Origin of the sequence: Acinetobacter bereziniae LMG 1003 = CIP 70.12, assembly GCF_000368925.1 — a bacterium.
Taxonomy (GTDB): Bacteria; Pseudomonadota; Gammaproteobacteria; order Pseudomonadales; family Moraxellaceae; genus Acinetobacter; species Acinetobacter bereziniae.
In genome coordinates, this window is record NZ_KB849756.1 from 2,675,384 (window position 1) to 2,695,825 (window position 20,442).

Annotated in this window: 19 protein-coding genes; 8 read left to right on the plus strand and 11 right to left on the minus strand. The window is 38.6% G+C overall.

Annotated elements, in window-relative coordinates:
• Positions 1-147: 147 nt before the first annotated feature.
• The gene (locus F938_RS22305) at positions 148-1,950 is read right to left on the minus strand and encodes an ABC transporter ATP-binding protein (RefSeq protein ID WP_005035352.1); all 1,803 of its coding nucleotides are present in this window, start codon (positions 1,948-1,950) and stop codon (positions 148-150) included.
• A gap of 127 nt (positions 1,951-2,077) precedes the next feature.
• On the opposite strand from F938_RS22305, the gene F938_RS22310 reads away from it, so the two are divergent.
• Positions 2,078-2,707: an alpha-ketoglutarate-dependent dioxygenase AlkB family protein gene (locus F938_RS22310; RefSeq protein ID WP_010590788.1), complete on the plus strand. Its 630-nt coding sequence runs from the start codon at positions 2,078-2,080 to the stop codon at positions 2,705-2,707.
• Between the two features lie 45 nt (positions 2,708-2,752).
• Here the strand turns inward: F938_RS22310 and F938_RS22315 are convergent, their stop codons facing one another.
• Both F938_RS22315 and F938_RS22320 read right to left on the minus strand, forming a co-directional pair.
• Entirely contained in the window at positions 2,753-3,451 is a 699-nt protein-coding gene (locus F938_RS22315; protein ID WP_005035356.1) for an NAD(P)H-dependent oxidoreductase, read from the minus strand.
• A 318-nt stretch (positions 3,452-3,769) separates the two neighbouring features.
• Positions 3,770-4,573, minus strand: coding sequence for an IclR family transcriptional regulator (locus tag F938_RS22320; protein ID WP_004826344.1), 804 nt, complete (start codon positions 4,571-4,573; stop codon positions 3,770-3,772).
• 495 nt (positions 4,574-5,068) lie between these two features.
• On the opposite strand from F938_RS22320, the gene F938_RS22325 reads away from it, so the two are divergent.
• From F938_RS22325 to F938_RS22335, 3 genes are all read left to right on the plus strand, one after another.
• Positions 5,069-7,153, plus strand: a complete 2,085-nt coding sequence (locus F938_RS22325) for an FUSC family protein (protein WP_005035359.1) — start codon at positions 5,069-5,071, stop codon at positions 7,151-7,153.
• Positions 7,154-7,155: 2 nt separating this feature from the next.
• A complete protein-coding gene (locus F938_RS22330; RefSeq protein ID WP_005035361.1) occupies positions 7,156-7,362 on the plus strand; it encodes a DUF1656 domain-containing protein in 207 nt (68 codons plus the stop codon).
• Between the two features lie 68 nt (positions 7,363-7,430).
• On the plus strand, positions 7,431-8,441 hold the full coding sequence (locus tag F938_RS22335) for an HlyD family secretion protein (protein WP_005035363.1): 1,011 nt from the start codon (positions 7,431-7,433) through the stop codon (positions 8,439-8,441).
• A 53-nt stretch (positions 8,442-8,494) separates the two neighbouring features.
• Here the strand turns inward: F938_RS22335 and F938_RS22340 are convergent, their stop codons facing one another.
• The 4 genes from F938_RS22340 to recN form a co-directional block, all read right to left on the minus strand.
• Entirely contained in the window at positions 8,495-9,208 is a 714-nt protein-coding gene (locus tag F938_RS22340) for an SDR family NAD(P)-dependent oxidoreductase (protein ID WP_005035365.1), read from the minus strand.
• Between the two features lie 14 nt (positions 9,209-9,222).
• Complete coding sequence (gene ruvX, locus F938_RS22345; RefSeq protein ID WP_004826353.1) at positions 9,223-9,666, minus strand: Holliday junction resolvase RuvX; 444 nt, start codon at positions 9,664-9,666, stop codon at positions 9,223-9,225.
• Complete coding sequence (locus F938_RS22350) at positions 9,659-10,213, minus strand: YqgE/AlgH family protein (protein ID WP_005035367.1); 555 nt, start codon at positions 10,211-10,213, stop codon at positions 9,659-9,661. Before F938_RS22350 ends, ruvX begins: the two co-directional genes overlap by 8 nt.
• A 256-nt stretch (positions 10,214-10,469) precedes the next feature.
• Positions 10,470-12,131: a DNA repair protein RecN gene (gene recN, locus F938_RS22355; RefSeq protein ID WP_005035369.1), complete on the minus strand. Its 1,662-nt coding sequence runs from the start codon at positions 12,129-12,131 to the stop codon at positions 10,470-10,472.
• Positions 12,132-12,659: 528 nt separating this feature from the next.
• Between recN and ppnP the strand changes: the two genes are divergently transcribed.
• From ppnP to F938_RS22370, 3 genes are all read left to right on the plus strand, one after another.
• Positions 12,660-12,983: a pyrimidine/purine nucleoside phosphorylase gene (gene ppnP / locus F938_RS22360; protein WP_004718357.1), complete on the plus strand. Its 324-nt coding sequence runs from the start codon at positions 12,660-12,662 to the stop codon at positions 12,981-12,983.
• A gap of 143 nt (positions 12,984-13,126) precedes the next feature.
• The gene (gene rlmB / locus F938_RS22365) at positions 13,127-13,879 is read left to right on the plus strand and encodes a 23S rRNA (guanosine(2251)-2'-O)-methyltransferase RlmB (protein WP_005035372.1); all 753 of its coding nucleotides are present in this window, start codon (positions 13,127-13,129) and stop codon (positions 13,877-13,879) included.
• A gap of 40 nt (positions 13,880-13,919) precedes the next feature.
• A complete protein-coding gene (locus F938_RS22370; RefSeq protein ID WP_005035375.1) occupies positions 13,920-14,840 on the plus strand; it encodes a DMT family transporter in 921 nt (306 codons plus the stop codon).
• Positions 14,841-14,886: 46 nt separating this feature from the next.
• Here F938_RS22370 and coaE read toward each other — a convergent pair whose 3' ends face one another.
• The 4 genes from coaE to pilB are packed head-to-tail and all read right to left on the minus strand — an operon-like array spanning position 14,887 to position 19,368.
• Positions 14,887-15,486, minus strand: a complete 600-nt coding sequence (coaE, locus tag F938_RS22375; protein WP_005035377.1) for a dephospho-CoA kinase — start codon at positions 15,484-15,486, stop codon at positions 14,887-14,889.
• Positions 15,487-15,511: 25 nt separating this feature from the next.
• A complete protein-coding gene (locus F938_RS22380) occupies positions 15,512-16,393 on the minus strand; it encodes a prepilin peptidase (protein ID WP_005035380.1) in 882 nt (293 codons plus the stop codon).
• 2 nt (positions 16,394-16,395) lie between these two features.
• Positions 16,396-17,625: a type II secretion system F family protein gene (locus tag F938_RS22385; protein ID WP_005035382.1), complete on the minus strand. Its 1,230-nt coding sequence runs from the start codon at positions 17,623-17,625 to the stop codon at positions 16,396-16,398.
• A 27-nt stretch (positions 17,626-17,652) separates the two neighbouring features.
• Positions 17,653-19,368, minus strand: coding sequence for a type IV-A pilus assembly ATPase PilB (pilB, locus tag F938_RS22390; RefSeq protein WP_026040257.1), 1,716 nt, complete (start codon positions 19,366-19,368; stop codon positions 17,653-17,655).
• Between the two features lie 278 nt (positions 19,369-19,646).
• Between pilB and tpiA the strand changes: the two genes are divergently transcribed.
• Positions 19,647-20,441, plus strand: coding sequence for a triose-phosphate isomerase (gene tpiA / locus F938_RS22395; protein WP_005035386.1), 795 nt, complete (start codon positions 19,647-19,649; stop codon positions 20,439-20,441).
• The last annotated feature ends 1 nt before the right edge of the window (position 20,442 follow it).

Below are 20,442 nucleotides of genomic sequence, written 5' to 3' on the forward strand. Positions count from 1 at the left end.
TTGTTCTATTTAGGGTTGAAGCTATTCAATCAAATCATTGTTTAATAATTGTATAACATAATGATAGAACGAGACTATTTTCATCATAGTGCGATTGAATACTGAATGTTTAAATACACTGATTTGAACAATAGTCCATCACTATCATTAGCTATGGGTTTCTTCCTCAGTATCATCTTCAAAAGTTTGAGCAATTTTTTCAATATTCAAACTTTTTGCCATGGCATCAAAAATTTCTTTATAAGTGCCATCTTGATGGTAAAGCTCATGATGTTCGCCATGCTCGACAATTTGTCCATCCTTCATGACATAAGTGTAGTCAGCATCAATAATTTGCGAAAGACTATGTGAAATCATGATCACCGTTCGACCTTGCTTGATTTCGTCCAGACTTTGTTTAATTTGTTCAGCCGCGATTGCATCTAAACTTGCTGTAGGTTCATCTAAAAAGATAATGGGTGGATTTTTAAGAAACATACGGGCAAGCGCAATGCGTTGTTGCTGACCACCTGATAACAATAAAGCATCAGCTTCGTAGGCATGTGGCAGTTTTAAAATCTGTTCATGAATTGAAGCTTTTTTTGCAGCTTGTATTACTTCCTCATTACTGGACTGAGGTTTGCCATAACGAATATTTTCTAAAATAGAACCCTGAAAAATATGATTTTTTTGTAGCACTAAACCAATATGTTCACGGAGGTAGTGGGTGTCAATTTCTTCTAAATCAATCCCATCCAGTTTGATACAGCCTGCATTCGGAAGATAAAATTTATCTAATAAACTGATCAGTGTAGATTTTCCTGCGCCTGATAAGCCCACCAATGCAGTGATTTTATTAGGTTGTATGGTCATGTTGATATGATGCAAAGCCTGATAACCATTGGGATAGGTAAAATCGACATGTTCAAGTTCAAATTTGCCTAGAATTTTAGGTTGTCGTGAGCCACTGGCTTCGATCTCATTGTCCGCTTCTAAAATATTAAAGAAGCTTTCGGAGTAAATCATTGCCGAGTTAATTTCATCATAAATACGATGTAAAGAACGAATAGGTGCAGAGACATTATTAAACAACAACACGTGGTACATGATCATACCGATACTCATTTGACCATCTAACACAAAATAAGCTGTTAAAATGATGATGAAAACCACACCCACTTGTTCAATAAACGTTTTCAAACCATCAAAAAGATAGCTGGTTTGGCGGGTTTGCATTTGATTTTCGGTGAGTGATTTTTGTAGATTCAACTGTTTGGTTGATTCAACACTTTCTTTATTAAAGGATTTAATGACAGTAATTGAATTGATAATACTGAGAATGCCTTGATTCTTTTTTTCAAAATTATCGCGCAATGCACGCCGTTTACCAGACAGTTTTTGCGACTGTTTAAAGGTCAACCAGAAGTAAATAGGAACAATAATGGTAGCAACTAAACCGACCCAAAAATTGGCATAATACATTAAAGCTAAAGCGATAATTGCGCTGCTAAATAGCGGTAAAATATCAATAAAAAAGATCTGTACAAGACGAGTCAGTGAGCTGACTCCACGATCAATACGTGTTTGTAATTTGCCTGCTTGATTATTCTGTTGATCGAAAAAAGCCAGCCGATAGGTAATGAATTTCTCAATGATTCCTTGCGAAAGGTCTTGTGAAATTAAAATCCTTAGTTTTTCACCAAATGACTTTTGCCCGAATTGCACAATGGCATTGATGACCTCCTTTCCCAATAAAACAAGGGTGATGGTGATAATGATATGCCATCCATCCGCCAACCCTTGTCCTGCTTGAATCAGCTGATTGATATTGTCTACGGCATATTTAAGGGTCAGTGCATTGACCTGTGCAGTCAGTGAACCGATCAGTGTTAACAGTAAGGTCACGATGACGAGCCAGCGATAGGGACGTACAAAGGGGCGTAGTTTTAGAAATAATTGCCATAAATTCATAAGTTTTTGCTTTTTAGGTTTGCTTTTAGTCTAGAACTGAATAAATTTTGTCACAAGTACTTCATGTGTTTTGAATTGTGAAGCGCTAAAGTAAACTTTAAGTAGACATGTGTATGATTGTTTAGCGATGAATCTAGAACTGTTTGAACCTGAAGCGAAAGATAATTTACTGCCTTGTGATGGGGAAGTGAAGGATTTTGGCTTGATCTTAGACCATGAACAAAGTCAAAAATATTTATTTTATTTCTTACAACATTTGGCTTGGCAGCACGATGAAGTGTATTTGCATGGGCAATATTATCAAACTGAGCGTAAAGTGGTGTGGTATGGCGATGATCATTATCAATATCATTATTCAGGCATGGCAAAACAGGCACATGTTTGGAATCCCGCATTATTCCGACTAAAGCAACATATCGAGCAATTGACTGGGTATACTTATAATTCATGTCTTGCCAATTTATATGAAAATGGCACACAAGGCGTAGGTTGGCACAGTGATGATGAGCCTTCTTTGGAGTCGCCAGAAAGAAATGTTGTGATTGCCTCACTGAGTTTTGGTGCAACACGAAAGTTTAGTTTCAAACACAAATGGAAAGCTGAAAAGGTAGATTTAAGCTTACAAAGTGGACAGTTGATTCTGATGCGAGGAAGGACACAACGTTATTGGAAACATATGCTCGCCAAATCTACACGCGTGGTGGAGCCACGGGTAAATTTGACTTTTCGCTATTTTTATCCAACTGAATCGCAGTAATGATATTTACGAAATAATGGCTTTTTTTATCTCAACGAATACTTGTTAAAGTGGATAAAGTTTGTCATCAAACTGTTCTAGTTTTGGAAATTCTAAAGCTTGTAACTGTTCTAAATTCTGCAAATGTTGCTGATATTGTTGTAATAATTGCTGGCGAGCTTCATCGGTAATATAGGGTACATGATAGGCAATAAATGGAGGTAGTACGTCAAATCCAACATAAGCCAGTGTGCCACGCTGAATAGGAAGCAATAAATCGTCAATAGCGCCATGAATTGCGTTTTGCCCGAACATATGGTCACGACCACCGAGGGTAAAACTGAGCATTGCTTTTTTGCCTAACATACCACCATGATTATAAAAACGTTTACCACCGTAAAAAATACCTGAAACAAAGACTCGATCAATCCATCCTTTTAAAATGGCAGGTACAGAAGTCCAATACATGGGAAAACTGAAAATTAATAAATCTGCTTTTTGCACTTTTTCAATTTCAATTTGAATGTCTTGTGCAAGATCATGGGTTTTCGATGCGTGACGTTGTTCTAAAGCATAATTCAAATATTCTTGGTTGCTTCGACTATCAAAGTCTGCTTGAGATGCAACGGGATTAAAGTTCATTGCGTATAAGTCTGAGACTTCTACAGCATGTCCTATGTTTTCTAAGACTTGCACAGCATGATCTTTAAGTGCTGTGGTAAACGAAAGTGGTTCAGGGTGAGCGTGAACGATAAGAATATTCATAGCAGTCCTTGAAAAATAATGATGATTTTATTGTTTGATATTTGGATTATTTCTAAAAAAGCATGATTCGCCAATCACCTGAATTATTTTTTTTAGGTCATCTGGGTAAATCAAATTTTTAATACAAGTCGTCTAATCATAAATAAACTAGTACGCATAAAAAAGCCTATGTTTAAGGGCATAGGCTTTCTTACTCTGAGGAGGCATTGTTTTCTGAAAAACAATGCCAAAATATCATGGATTACTGAAGAACATAATCATATTATGAGAATGTAAAAACATTATCAAGAGAGAAAAACATTACAAAATGTTAAATTATCAATTTATTCCTTCTTGTGGATGAAAGGCAGAAAGTTGATCATTGGCAGAAAGAGCTTGGTAACGTTTTTCGATTTGAGCAGCTGAATCTTGTAAGGTTTCAATCAGCTTTTGAGTATTGACGTATTCAAAACGATTTTTAGAGGCAAGTACAGTAAGCGCTAAAGGTGCTTCTTTGCTTGAGAATTTAACTGGAATAGACAGACCTGAAACATTTGGATCTAATTCACCTTGCGAAAAATAGAAGCCTTGTTTTTTGATTTTTTTCATTTTATTGATAAAAGTTTCAGCATTTTCAGCAAAGTTGACCTCTGCCAGTTGGGTCGCAAAACGATTGTAATAGTCATGAATTTTTTGCTTAGGTAAATGGGCAATGATCACTTTGGGTGATGAACCCATAAATACTGGACGAGGACAACCACGCCCATAAGATAATAACGTTTCATCACGATAAACCTCATGATGAACATCGATACAGTAGTCATCATTTAAATGTGTCAACAGGCAACACAGTTCTGTACGTTCTGAGATTTCTTGCATAAATGGCTTGCTGATACGCACCAATGGATCTGTCGTTCTAGAAATATAATCCATGACTGCAATTTTAGGACCCAGTGTATAGTCACCTGAGGTTCCATTTAAACGTTGCAAAATATCAGCCGACACTAATTCTTTCAAATAACGATAGCTGGTCGGTTTCGATAGACCAAGCTCTTCACAAATCACATCGACATTAATTACTGGGCGAGACACCGAAAATAAATCTAAGACGGTGAGAATTTTGCCAAAACTTGAAAGTGCCATTGATGACCTACTCAATAAGTGAGAATCAAAAAATAAAAAATTAATGTTACTTTATAACAAATTGTTCAAGAAAAAACAGCCGAATTTGCAATGTAATTGCAAATGATTCTAGATTTTTTACTTTAGTGCTAATTTTGAGAAAATGCACTACATTTAAGTAATGATTTAAACTATATTGTGGTTTATTATCAAAATAAGATATTTTTATTGACTTATTTGAGGTTTTTTGAAAAAATTGTCTACATGAATATCCAATGACGAAATTTATCTATTGAAAAATAGTTTAAATTTTGAGCATAAATTTTCATTGTCAATTGAGTCTTTCTCTACTCAATGGTTGTACTGAGCAAAATCCTAAATTTGTTCCTCTATTCAGTTTTTATTCATCACACTGTTTATTTCTTTAAGCAGTGCGTTTTTTTGGTCGTGAATAAAACAAAAGATAAATCGTACAGCTCAAAAACCAACATTATTCAATCATCGTGAGTCGCAAACATGTTATTAATCAAACCACTATTGGCTTTTAGACCCAATAAACTGGATTGGATTTTTGCGACTAAAACATTTATTGCTGGCATGTTGGCGTTATATATTGCGTTTGAACTCAACCTCAGTTATCCCATTTGGGCGATTGGTACAGTTTTTGTGATTGCTAATCCGTATTCGGGAATGCTGGCATCTAAAAGTATTTATCGGATTTTAGGGACCTTGTTTGGGGCGATTTTTGCAATTGCCGTGATGCCTCATTTGGTCAATACGCCGTGGTTATTTACTTTTGTCTTGGCAGCTTGGGTAGGGTTGTGTCTTTATTTGTCTTTAATTGATCGCTCACCACGCAGTTATGTGGTGATGTTGGCAGGTTATACCGCAGTTATTATTTGTTTTAACTCAATTTTTTACATTGATACCGTTTCAATTTTTGATATGGCAGTGGGGCGATTTTTAGAAATCTCCTTGGGCGTTGTGTGTAGTGCAGTTGTCTCAGCAACGATATTTCCCATGCATATTGGACCTGTTATTCAAATGCGCGTATCTAAAACCATGCAAGACACAAAACAGGCATTTGACTCTATTTTGTCAGATGCTCAACATTCTGAAAATTATACTCAGCTCTTGGCAAATATCACACGTGACACCACTGATATTCATACCATGGCGGTGCATTTAAGTTATGAAACATCTAAATTTAAAGGGATGACCAAGCCATTACAGGAACTATTGCATCAAGTGACGATGTTGGTGGCAAATTTGGTCGCGATGTCTGAAAGAATGAAACAGTTGGATCAAATTGATCTGAACTATCGTCCGTATTTGCAAAAGTTTCATCGTAATGTAGATGACTTTTTAGATAATGAACGTGTCATTCTTGAACATCAGCTAAAACATTTACCTGAGCATTTTGAATCCGATTTTCAAGCCATTGTTGATCATGCATCTCCTGAGCAACAGATTATTCTGGGCAGCTTGAAAATGGATATTCGTCATTTTATTCAAAATGTGCGTGCGGTGAAATTGATTTGGCAATGTATGCAACGGGGAGACAACACCTTACCAGAATCCATTACACCATTAACCACCACCTATCCAAGTTTGCATCGTGATTACGGTGTTGCTGTTCGAGGTGGAATTTCCGCATTTCTCACCACCTTACTTGCTTGTACATTCTGGATTTTAAGCGGTTGGAAAATGGGCTTTATGTTGGCTGAGATGGCGGCAATTACTGCCTGTATTCTGACATTCATGGATGATCCTGTACCTGCATTAAAAATTTTTATTCGTGCCAGTGTTTATGCTGCATTTCTGGTTTTTATTTATGCTTATGGCATTTTTCCTCATGTGACCGCTTTTTGGGAATTAGCTATCGTATTGGCACCTTTCATTATGTTTTGTGTGATGTTGTATTTGCATCCACCTTTACATGCACTGGGCTTGCCGCTGATTATGAGTACTGTCATGGGATTGAATTTACAAAACCGCTATATGATGGATCAAGTCACCTTTTTCGATGCTTCAATTGCAACGGTGATTGGACCAATTATTTCAGTTTGTGTCATGCAAATGGTCCGTTCGATGTCACCTGAAATGACCGTAAAACGCATGTTGACCTTACACTATAAAGCAATGCGTGAAAGTATCACGATGCCTTATGGTACAGGCTTTAGAATTCATTTAAGAAGTATTCTCGATCGTATTGGTGTTTTAAATACCAAGCAGATTCAGTCAGAACAACTCAAAGTAGAAATTAATAACGCATTAATTGAATCAAGTGCTGCAATTGATTTAACCCGTTTACAAGAGCTGGTGCGAAAGCTTTCTCCGGAATCAGCAAGCACAAGATCGATTGTCAAATTACAAGATCTGCTTGAACGGTGGTGGACGGAGAAAAAGCATAGCCAACCTACCGATCATATAAAACAGCAATTGATCCAACAATTTGATCAAGTGATCGATGATGTGCAAGCCGTTGGTGATGAAGACATTCGACATCGTATTGAAATTTCAGTGAATAATATTCGAAGCAGTATGTGTCATATTCAACAGACTGAGCGACAGCCTTCTTTACCTTTACTTGGAGCATAAATATGGGTGAGCTAAATATTTATGGTGTTTATGTCCCAATATTTTTAATCCAAGCTGTTGTGGCTTTTTTGATTTGGAAAATTGTTTGTATTGGTACAGATCGCTTGGTTGAAAAAGAATGGATTGCATTGCCAGGCATCTTCAACATCTGTACCTATTTGATTTTATTGTGGTCAATACATTGGATTTTTATTCAGATCACGACTTAGCGTCTATAGATTGTTGGTTTTAAAGTTTCAGGTTTTAAAAATTTAAGTTTAATGATTGGATTTGTGAAATGAAAACGTTTGATATACGTAAGGCTATACGCCCAATATCCTTAGCTATTGTAATCATTATTGCGATACTTTGCGCACGACATATTTGGAATTATTACAATGCTGAGCCATGGACACGAGATGGTCGTATTCGTGGAGATGTCATTCAAGTATCGTCTGATATTGCTGGATTAGTCACAGAGGTGATGGTTCAAGATAACCAAACGGTGAAAAAGGGACAGGTGTTATTTAAAATTGATGTGGCTCGTCAGGCTTTGGATGTTGAGCAGGCCAAATCCGATCTCGCCAAAGCACAATCTGGACTTGCTGAAGCGGAAGCTGCACTTGCTGAGGCAAAAGCCAATATTGTGAAGTCGAAAGCCAACATTAATCTTGCTGATAAAAATGCACGCCGATATTCGGATTTAATGGATGGTGCAATTTCTAAACAAGAGCAAGATCAAATGTTTGCGACACGAGATCAAACTCATGCTGAGCATCAACAACTTGAAGCTGCTGTGCAACAGGCAGAAGCCAGTATCAAGCAACAAAAAGCCTTGATTGAAGCGGCAAATAGTAGTGTGCACCTTGCTCAACTGAATTTACAACGTTCAGAGGTATTGGCGCCTGCGGATGGAACATTATCTAATTTTGATTTACGCGTCGGAAACTATGTCAAAGTTGGTCAAGCTGTTGCGGCCTTGTTAGATCGAAAACAGTTGTATGTGGTTGGTTATTTTGAAGAAACCAAGCTTAATAAAATTCATTTAAATGATCCAGTGACTGTACAGTTAATGGGTGATTCCATCAAATATAAAGGGCATGTTCAAGGTATTGCATCTGGGATTGAAGACCGTGAGCGAACCACTTCTTCAGGATTGTTGGCGAATGTGAATCCAACGTTCAGTTGGGTACGTTTAGCACAGCGTGTTCCTGTTAAAATTGTTTTAGATGATGTTCCGCATGATTCATTGGCATTTGTTGCAGGGCGTACAGTGACAGTACATATTTTGGAAAAAGATAAGAAATGATCAATTTCAGTCATTAAACTTTAAATTTTAAACCCATCAGATGATGGGTTTTTTTATAGATTCAAATCTGCCATTGCAGGCATATCGATTTCTTTTACACAACTTGCTTTGCTGGTTGATAATATAAATTGAATGGCAAGCACTACGTCTTGCAAAGGGATTAGTTGAGCATCACTCTGCAAAATTACTTCATCTATGGGGGTGCTGATATCAAATTCCGTGGCCAAATAACCTAAGTTTAAAACACTAATCCCAATTTGATCTTTGCGTAATGTTTCACGTAAAGCATGTACAATCCCTCGTAAAGCAAATTTAGTGGCAGAGAATACCACTTCTTTTCCAGAATGGTTATCAAGTCCCCATGTGGAACCAATTAAGATGATTTTGGCATTTGCAGAAAGGCGTAAATTTTCTAGTAAGGACTGAATTGCCAAAATGCAGGATTGAATATTGGTCTGAACTAAATTGGAAATTTCTAAATCTGAACATTGTTCAAATGCATAATCTGTATCAAATGCTTTTTCTTCCCAAATACCGACATTGTAAATCAGATAGTCGACCGTTTGACGCTGGATTTGATGTTTAACAGTATCTCTTGCTTGTTCAGGTTGAGCAAGATCAGCACAAATCCAATGAAAATTTGGCAGATATGATTCAGGTTTTGAACGAGAAACGCCAAAAACCTGATCTTGTCTTTGCGGAATTGTTTGTAAAAGGGCTTGCCCTAAGCCCTTACTGACACCATAAATTACAAAGGTCTTTGACATTTAAATGACTCAAATTATGGCGTAATCCCTTCAGGATTTCGATACCAGCTTTCGATAAATAATGCAGCTGCGATACTGTCAGCGGCTAATTTTTTTGCACGCCCCTGAGCTTGATAATGTTCAAGTTCATCTCGTGCTTCACGGGTGGTCAAACGTTCATCAACCATAACTGTTTCAATGTTGGTTTGATGGCGTAAGCGCCGTGCGAATTTACGTGCTCGGGTTGATAATTCAGATTCAGAATCATCCATATTGAGCGGCAAGCCGACCAAAAATAAATTTGGTTGGTGTTGTTTAACGATTTTTAACAGCTCATCCCAATTGGGGATGCCATCTTTCATCGGGAAAAGTGCAAGCGGTGTTGCACTTTCAATGAGAGATGAACCCACCGCCATGCCCATTTTTTGTGTACCAAAATCAAATGCAATAATGAGTTGCGGTGAATTTAAATCAGGCATGTCCAATCTCAGAAGCTAACCAAGTACGATCAATGCCTATTTTACGATAAGCTGCATCCCAACGGTCGGTATAAGGTAAATTAAATACCAGATCCATATCTGAGTCACAAATCAACCAATCTCCACGAGCAATTTCTTCTTCCAATTGATTTTTAGTCCAACTGGCATAACCCAAAGCAATTTGATAACGCCCGACCCCTTCATTATGGGCAATCGCATCTAAAATATCTTTACTGGTGGTGATACAAAGATTTTCACCCACTGCAATTGAAGAATGCCAAGTCGGTTGTCCAGTATGCAGAACAAAGCCTGCTTCTGGGCGTAAAGGACCCCCTTGTAAAACTTCATGTGGATGGACATTATCTGCTGCGATGTCTAAGTCATTGAGCAATTCTTTGACTTGAATGCCAGAAGGACGATTGATAATAATCCCTTGTGCTCCATTTCCATCATGGCGGGCAATATAAATTACGGTATTCGCAAAGAAATCATCCGCAAGATCAGGAGGGGCGATTAGGCAACGATGAGAAAGATATTGTTTGGTCACCGATATGCAGCTCCTTGTCGAACTCAGGTTAAATATTTTAATTTTGAGAAAATCTATAACTATATAAATAGCACAATTAATATCAATAGGTTGTGAATATTTCAAAAGCCTACAAAAACAGTGAGGTTTTGCAATGGGTTTGGTGAAAAATTAATCAAAAAACATACTTTAAGTTAAATGCTTCTCAATTGAGGAGCATTTATATGGCCGCTCCAAATCATGATTGAAGTAGCAATAGACACTATAAATGCATTTGTTACGAATGCTGGAATTTTAATTGTCGGAGTTGTTTGGCGTGTTGTAATGTGGTTTCACCAATTTCAATACCACCAGTCATGCGTGCCAACTCTAAAATTCGTTGCTCTTCTTCAAGTTCCACAATGGTACTGCTTGCAGGGTCAGTTTGGAGCTTTTTCACCAATAGATGTTGGTCTGATTGTGCTGCGACTTGAGCCTGATGGGTAATACAAAGAATCTGTACATGTTGACCTAAACCAGCCAATAGACGCCCAACAATTTCAGCAGTACCGCCACTAATACCGACATCAATTTCATCAAAAACCAAAACCTCAGCTTCGGTTTTTTCAGCATTCATCACTTGCATGACAAGTGCGATACGTGATAATTCACCTCCAGAAGCAACACGCGCGAGCGGTTGAGGAGGAATGCCTTTATTGGCTGTAAACAGCAGTTGGATAAAGCTTAATCCTTCCGCAGTAACAGGTTCTAAAGGTTCAAATTTAAACTCAAAATGCGCCTCAGGTAGTGCCAGCTGTTTAACTTGTTCAGTTAGTTGTTTGGCTAAAGGTTCAGCAGCTTGGCGACGGATTTGATCTAGATACTGCGCTTTTTCTATAAAAGCTTGATGGGCGTGTTCAACTTGCTCTGCCAATGTCTCAGGGTCTTCAAGTTGATGTAATTGTTCTAATTCATTTTGCCAAGTTTCATATTGCTGTTTAAGCTCATCAGGCTGAACACGATATTTGCGTGCCAGACGATGGAAGACTTCAAGTTGCTTATTGAGTTCATCCATACGCTCAGGGTCAAAGCTTTGACGATCTATAAACTGACGTAAATTGGCTGTTGCATCATCGATTTCACTTTGTGCATTAATCAAAGAGTTGTAGATTTCTGACAATTGCTCACTACGACCCGCATGCGATTCAAGACGACGAATAATAGATGAAATTTCTTGGGTAATATTCTGTTCTGACTCATCCAACACGTTTAAGCTGTATCCACAATCTTGCATGATGTGTTCGTGGTGACTTAAACGGTCAAATTCTTGTTCTATTTCTTTGTAGTCAACCCGAATCACATCCTCAAGCTCTTCGAGTTGCAGTTTTAAAGTATCAATACGTTGCAGGCGATTAGCTTGTGCATCTATAGCTGCTTGATGAATACGAATGTTTTTTTGCCATGTGCTATAGGCATCACGAACATCTTGAGCGGCTTGGTAAAAATTACTATAACGATCTAACCAGTGTTTGGGATAAGGTGGTTCCAAAAGTTGTTGTTGGCTATGCTGGCTATATAATTGTACCAACAAACGTCCTAGTTCTTTCAGTTCAGCAAGGCTACTTGGACGCCCGTTAATCCATGCTTTACTGCGACCTGTGGCAAAAATCACGCGTCTTAAATGAATTTCACCAGATTCATCATCTAATTCATGGGTGGTTAACCATACTGCTTCAGGACTTTCAGGTTGATAACTAAAAACTGCAGTAATATCTGCTTTCTCTGAACCATAACGCACATAATTGGTGTCCGTACGCTCACCTAGGCAGGCTGATAGTGCATCTAACAATAATGACTTACCTGCACCTGTTTCGCCTGTGAGGACATTGAAGCCTTTTTCAATATCAATGGCAAGATTATCCGCTAAAGCAAAATTGATCAGATTTAAGTGTGTCAGCATAAACGCATCCAAGCTGCGAACGGTGAAGTTCTAAGATAGTGAAGTTTTGTTTTAGTCACAAGTCAGAAAATATTCTAATGCGCATATTTTTAAGTATTTTAAATAGATTTAAGCTGAAAATAAAATGTCTTGAGTTTAAACAATCGATAGGCTATGTATAAAGCGAGTATTGAGGTGATATTTCTAAATAAACCTAAGCTTTATCCATCTATCCAATGATGACATTCATAATGCCTTAGAAGTGAGGGAGCCTCGAATAGTTAAGGATAAAGTAGTAAATATCACAATTCTTCAATCACTTTATATCGAACGCAAATTGAGACTATAAATAGGCATATCCTTTGCTTGTATTAGAGTTGCGTTTTCAGGCTTTGCTTCAGTGAAGAGATGAACTGATGACGATTACCCATGTCAATTTGTAAAGGCGCGAAGCCACCACAATAAAATCTTCGATTGATTAGTTTGTAGCACGACATTAAACTACATCGAACATAATTTTTATAAATGCGCATTATCTGGAGAATACGCATGTCAGCTCAGTACGATCACGTATCCGTAGTTAAAAAATCCAATGTATATTTTGGTGGTCTATGTATTAGTCACACTGTGCAATTTGAAGACGGAACAAAAAAGACTTTAGGCGTTATTCTTCCTACTGAGGAAGCTTTAACATTTGAAACACATGTCCCAGAGCGTATGGAAATTATTTCTGGTGAATGTCGTGTCAAGATTGCAGACAGCGAAGAAAGTGAGCTGTTCCGTGCCGGACAATCTTTTTATGTCCCTGGAAATAGCCGTTTTAAAATTGAAACAGATGATGTACTCGATTACGTTTGTCATTTGGAAGGCTAAACACTGTAACAATGCGAGTGTTTTGAAATTAAGCAAAGAATTTCTCAGCTAAATCGGTTAGACTGAATCATCAAATAGAATCCTGTAAAGTTGGCTTTGCAGGATTTTTCATTTCTATCATCCTGTTGTTAATGAGGTTGTTCATGGCGAAGTCCGAATATTATTATGGCGTTCATTCAGTGGAGTCATTATTAGAGTTGGAACCTGAACGTGTTTTAACCTTATTTACGTTAAAAGGGCGTGATGATCAGCGTTTGCAACGTATCTTACAGCTTGCTGAACCGTTTGGGATCAGTGTGCAAAAAGCCAGTCGTGATAGCTTGGAAAAACTTGCAGGACAACCTTTCCATCAAGGGGTGGTCGCGGCAGTACGTCCAAATCCTGTGTTGAATGAAAAAGATCTTGATCAACTTTTAGAAAGCACTGATTCACCATTGTTGTTGGCACTTGATCACATCACAGACCCTCATAACCTTGGTGCATGTATTCGTACAGCAGCAGCGATGGGGGTTGAAGCCGTGATTGTACCGCGTGATCGTTCTGCGACATTGACGCCGACTGCGCGTAAAGTTGCTGCGGGTGGTGCTGAAAAAGTGAAATTTATTCAAGTGACCAATTTGGCGCGAACACTGGGTCATATTAAAGAGCATTATCATGTTCGTGTGGTGGGCACGATGTTAGACGAAAAGGCATTGCCTATTCACAAGTTCGATTTTACAGGAACGCCTGTATGTGTGGTGATGGGTGCCGAAGATACGGGTTTGCGTCCAATTACCCAATCACAATGTGATCAAACTGTATTTATTCCCATGTCTGGGAATTTGCAAAGTTTGAATGTCAGTGTGGCGACAGGTATGGCATTGTACGAAGCATGTCGCCAACGTCAAGCAAGTTAATTCGATCATTGCGATGATTGATCGTATTTGAGAAAACATAATGATGACCGCACGTACCCAAGGCTACATTTATGTGGCAATCACCATGTGTATTTGGGGCGGATTTACCATTACCTCAAGGCTGAATGCGCTTTGGCATATCAGCCCTTGGGACATTACCGCATTACGTTTTTCTTTGGCATTTTGTATTTTGATGCCTATTTTAATTTATAAAAAAGACACAGCTTTTCTATTTAAAAAACAACCTTTTATTTTGGCTATGGTTGGTGGTGTTGTTTATTGCTTAACTTCTTATAGTGCATTCCATTTTGTACCAGCAGCCCATGCCGCAATTTTTCTAAATGGTTGTATTCCATTATGTACTGCCTTAGCGGGTTATTTCCTCTATCGCCAACCTTTTGACAAACATACATGGATCAGTTTGATTATCATGTTATTGGCAATCTCCGTGATGAGTTTCTTGATGTATCAACAAACGGGTGTGGCATTTGGTTTTGGTGATTTGCTATTTTTTCTCAGTGCAATCTGGTGGGGAATTTTTACAGTATTACTGCGTCAGTGGAAGCTTTCTGCATGGCATTCTATGGCAGGTGTAGCGATCTGGTCCGCTATCGTTTATGTACCGATTTATCTATTATTTTTACCAAAACATTTGGACCAAGCGTCAACACCGCATTTATTGCTACAGACACTTTTTCATGGTGTATTTGTCGTGATCGTGGCAACCTTAGCCTATGTAGAAGCGATTAAGCGTCTTGGTGCATTTAAAACAGGCAGTATCGTAACACTGGCACCTTTTATCGCGGCAATAATTGCTGTGCCTTTGTTAAATGAGCCATTAAGTTTGGCAATGATCTGCGGTTTGATTGGTATGGGAATTGGGGCGTTACAGCCTTGGCGTTGGTTTAACCATAAAGACAGTTTGCAACAACGTTTAGATGTTAATAAACATAATCAATGAGTATTTTTAGTTACATATCATTGATTTGGTAAGTGATTGTGCAGAATTAAGCTGTTGCAAGTTCTAGATAGTATTGATGTAAAGGTGCTAATTTTGCATATAAATGATCAATATGACCATCGTTTAAAATAATATCATCTGCATGATTTTGCTTTTCAAGTCGTGGCATTTGCGCTGCAATGATTTTTTCAATTTGCTCAATAGATTGCCCATCACGTTGCGATGCACGTAAGATTTGTAAGTCTTCACTGGCATCTACTAATAAAGTACGTTGAGTCAGTTCGTGCTGATTGGTTTCAAACAACAGTGGAGAAACCAAAATCACATAAGGGCTGCTGGCTGCTTGTAATTGTTGAATGATTGAGACTCGAATCGCAGGGTGGGTAATCGACTCGAGCTGTTGGCGTGCCGAAGCATCTTTAAAAATGTGTTCTCTTAATGCACGACGATTCAGTTCACCATTTGCCGTTAAAGTCCAATCGCCAAATACCTCTTGGATTTTTTTAAGCGCAGGTTGACCCTTTTCAACAATTTCTCGTGCCACTATATCTGCATCAACAACAACAATTCCTTGGGACTCAAACCATTGACTTGCTGCAGATTTACCACTTCCAATGCCACCTGTTAAGCCCAAGATAAAAGTCATGTTGTCATCCTCATCGATGTTTAAATTATTGACCTAAGTAAATCTTCATGATTTGTTCGCCCCATAAGAATGCAATCCAACCTGCAATGGCGATATAGGGTCCAAAAGCAAAAGGAGTATTTTCCTTACGAATTTTTAGCAGGATGATACCAATGATTGCCCCGACAACCGAGGAAAGTAGAATAATTAAAGGCAACATCAACGGTCCCATCCAAGCACCCAGTGCAGCAAGAAGCTTAAAGTCACCATAACCCATGCCTTCCTTACCTGTCACGATTTTAAACAGGTAATAGACAATCCATAGGCAAAGAAAACCAATAATATAACCCCAAATTGCAGCGTTTGCCGTGGTATATATTTCAAATGAGTTAATTCCTAAACCCACAGCCGCGAGTGTTAAGGTAAAACGATCAGGTAATAATTGTGTATCAAAATCAATAAAGGTCAGGGTAATCAGTACCCATGTCAGCAATACGCCAAACACCATTTGCAGTGTTGGTCCATATACTGCAACAACGGTTAAGGAGCCGATTGCTGTCAGTAGTTCAACCAAAGGATAGCGGATACTGATGGGGTTTTGACATGAAGCACATTTACCACGTAACGCCAACCAACTGATCACGGGGATATTTTGATACCAGCGAATCGGTGTTTTACATTGTGGACAGGTAGACGCTGGTTGACTCAGACTCAGTTTTTCTTCGTCAATGACGATCTGTTGAGAACCAGCAAGCAATTGACATTCTGCTTGCCACTCTTGCCGCCATTCCTTTTCCATCATCTTTGGTGTGCGATAAATCACCACATTGAGGAAACTCCCCACACACAGGCTAACTAGACCGACAACAATATAGAGCGCAGTCGATGATTGAATCAGAAGGTTTAAAAAATCGTGAAACATACCCATTATTAACCAACCACTGAACCCATTTGGAAGATTGGAAGATACATGGCAATCACAAGACCACCAACCAAGACGCCTAAGATTGCCATAATTAAAGGCTCCATCATTGAGGTTAAACCGTCCACAGCATTGTCGACTTCATTTTCGAAGTGCGTAGCCACTTTATCGAGCATTGCATCCAGTGCTCCTGATTCCTCACCAATGGCGACCATCTGCACAGCCATAGAGGGAAATTTATTGGTTACACGCATGGCAAAATTTAGTTGTTGACCTGTAGCCACATCTTCGCGAATTTTCATCACAGCTTGTTCGTAAACCACATTGTTGGTTGCACCCGCAGTAGATTCTAGTGCTTCAATGAGGGGAACCCCTGCCGCAAAGGTAGTTGCAAGGGTGCGGCTATAACGCGCAATAATCGCCTTGTAAACCAAATCGCCAAAAATGGGTAGTTTGAGTGCAGTTCGGTCTAGTAAGTCTCGGAATTTTTGACTACGTTTTTTTGCTTCTAAAAAAGAAGCAATACTAACTGCGATAAAGATAATCATAATAAACCAATAGCTTTGCATCCAATTGGACATATTCACCACCATTTGAGTAAAGGCAGGTAGATCTGCACCAAAGGAACTAAATAAGCCTTGAAAGACAGGTACAACTTTGACCATCAAAATAATCGTCACAATGATTGCAACAACAATCACTGTCATAGGATATTTCATGGCTTTTTTAATTTTTTGCTTTAATAATTCACTTTTTTCTTTATAAATCGCGACACGATCCAACATGGTCTCCAAAGCACCCGATTGTTCGCCAGATTCAACCAGAGAGCAAAATAAGCTGTCAAAGTAACGAGGATACTTTTTCAAGGCGCCAGCAAAAGTATTTCCGCCTTCAACTTCACTCTTGATCCCTAGGACAACTTCACGCATAGAAGGGTTTTCTAAACCTTCGGCAACAATTTCAAAACTTTGTACTAAGGGAACACCCGCCTTCATCATGGTGGCAAGCTGACGGGTGAAGATGGTGATATCTAAAGTTGAAATTTTCTTCTTCATTAAGCCTTCGAGAATATTCTTTTTCTTTTCTCGAATGGTTTTAATGGTTATGCCTTGTTTTCTCAACGTGACTTTGGCGAGTGCCATATTGCGTGCAGGCAATTCTCCTTTGACCTTGATTCCTTTACGATCAACCCCGTCATAAGCAAAGGTAGGCATCATTTGCGCTTTTTTAGCTGCCATAACAATTTCCTTAAATATTGATTATATTTATTCACTGGTTACACGGTTGATTTCTTGTAAAGACGTTAAACCATTCATAACCTTTTTTAAACCTGAACGTCGTAAATTATCAAACCCCAATTTCTCAGATGCTGCTGCAATTTGTAGTGCGTTGCCATCTTCCATGATAATTTTTGAAATTTCAGGTGTTACTTTCATCACCTCATAAATACCGACTCGTCCTTTATAACCTTCTCTACATTCAGAACAGCCCATAGGCTGAAAAATCTGTAAATCAGGATGGTTTAAGTCTTGTTCAGTAAAGCCCAGTTCTAACAAACTTTGTTTCGGAATTTCAATAGGTGCTTTACAGTGGTTGCATAAACGTCGAGCAAGACGTTGTGCAATCACAAGATTGACCGATGTTGCAATATTGAAGGATGGCACACCCATATTGCGCAATCGGGTCAAGGTTTCTGGTGCACTATTGGTATGCAGTGTGGACATCACCATATGACCTGTTTGGGCTGCTTTGATTGCAATTTCAGCCGTTTCAAGGTCTCGAATCTCCCCGACCATTATAATATCTGGATCTTGACGAAGAAATGATTTTAGCGCGACTGAAAAGGTCAATCCTGCTTTAAGATTGACGTTTACTTGGTTAATCCCCTCCAAATTAATCTCCACAGGGTCTTCTGCGGTTGAAATATTGGAACTTTCGGTGTTGAGGATATTTAAGCCAGTATATAAAGATACGGTTTTACCAGAACCTGTTGGACCGGTAATCAATAACATGCCTTGTGGTCTTTCTAGTGCTTCCATAAATAAAGCTTTTTGATCTTCTTCATAGCCCAAAGCATCAATCCCTAACATGGCACTGGAAGGATCAAGAATACGCAGAACTAATTTTTCACCAAACAATGTTGGAAGTGAGTTCACACGAAAATCAATAGCTTTGGTTTTAGACAGTTTAAGTTTGATCCGCCCATCTTGAGGAATACGTTTCTCTGAAATATCCATTTGCGACATGACTTTTAAACGGGATGCCAAACGATTTGCCAATTGCAGTGGGGGATTGGTAATGGTTCTCAGTACGCCATCTACGCGATAGCGAACACGATAACTTTTTTCATAAGGTTCAAAATGTAAGTCTGAGGCGCCCATTCGAATGGCATCAATCAACAGTTTATTGATATATTTAACAATCGGTGCTTCTTCTTCGGAAGTTTCCTCATCATCGTCATCTGAAGGTGGAGCATCATCCGTCGCAATAATATCGACATCAAAATCTTCATCGCCAAAATTAAAGCTTTCTTCTACAGTAAAATGCTTTTCTAAATTTTTTAATAATTTATGATGTTCAACGATGATTGGTTCAATGTTTAGACCACAACTAAAACGAATCGCATCAAGTGCCTCGATATTGGTGGGGTCGCTGGTGGCAACATATAAGATATTACCACGTTGCACCAATGGAATCACACTATGTTTGCTGATCAAACCGGCGTCAACAATGTCCTTGGGCAACATTTCAGGGTTAAAACTGTCTAGATCAAAAATAGGCTCGCCGAACTCGGAAGAGATCATTTCAGCGATCAGCAATGGTGAGATCGCTAATTTCTCAATCAAGTAAGGCACCAAATGGGTTTTACTTTTTTGAGCGCTTGTTAAGGCATCTTTCATTTGCTGAGCAGATAAAAAGCCTTCATCGACTAAGCGACGGATATAACCCGAAAACTTAGGTGAACCATTTTGCATAGACATCCCCAAAACACTTTAAATTTAATTTTATAATTGGAATAATAAAATTATACGATGATCCTTAAAAATATCTAGAATTAAACGTATTCTTCTAAAAACATATTTTAACCATAATTTGCGCCAATTTGACTTTTGTTGACGATCTTTGAAACGTTTTATATTTCTAGCGCATATATTCATTGACAGACTTTAGAACAGAAGTGCGAATTGATAAAGAAAAAATACTTTAAAAATCTAAATTCCGTGTAGAATGTGCACATTTTCGATAAAAGGTTAGATGTATGTCGAGTTCGACTATTATTCCTTGGGTTGTCGGCAATTGGAAAATGAACCCAATGCAAGCGAATTCGCAACAGCTCATACAAGACTTAAAACAGTATTTACAACAAAACCCAATTACACAACAACAATGTCATTTGGGTGTTGCGCCGATTTCTATTGCTTTATTGTCGGTACAGCAACAACTTCAAGATGCTCAATCACCCGTTAAGGTTGTTGCTCAAGACTTGTCTCAAATGTCAGGTACTGGCGCATATACTGGTGAAGTGAGTGCAGAATTGCTCAAAGATAGTCAGATTGATTATGTATTGGTTGGGCATTCTGAGCGCCGTGAAATTTTTGGTGATGATGTTGTGAAAGTAAAAGCGAAACTGACCAATGCGCTGAATGCTGGGCTAACTGTTATTTATTGCGTTGGGGAAAGCCTCGAACAACGTGAGACGGGTCAAGCTGAACAGGTGGTTTTACAACAAATTTGTGATCTTGCTGCGGTTGTAAAAGCAGGGCAGTGGCACAATATTGTTATTGCTTATGAGCCAATTTGGGCGATTGGAACAGGCAAGACCGCATCGCCACAAGATGCTCAAGCGATGCATGCAAAAATTCGTGAAGGTTTAACTCAAATTACAGTTGAAGCACAACAAACGGCTATTTTATATGGCGGTAGTGTCAAAGCTGAAAATGCAGTAGAGTTGGCTGCGTGTCCAGATATCAACGGTGCACTGGTCGGTGGTGCATCACTTAATGCAGAGTCTTTTTATAAAATTGCTCAAGCATTTGCTAATACAAAAGAATAGG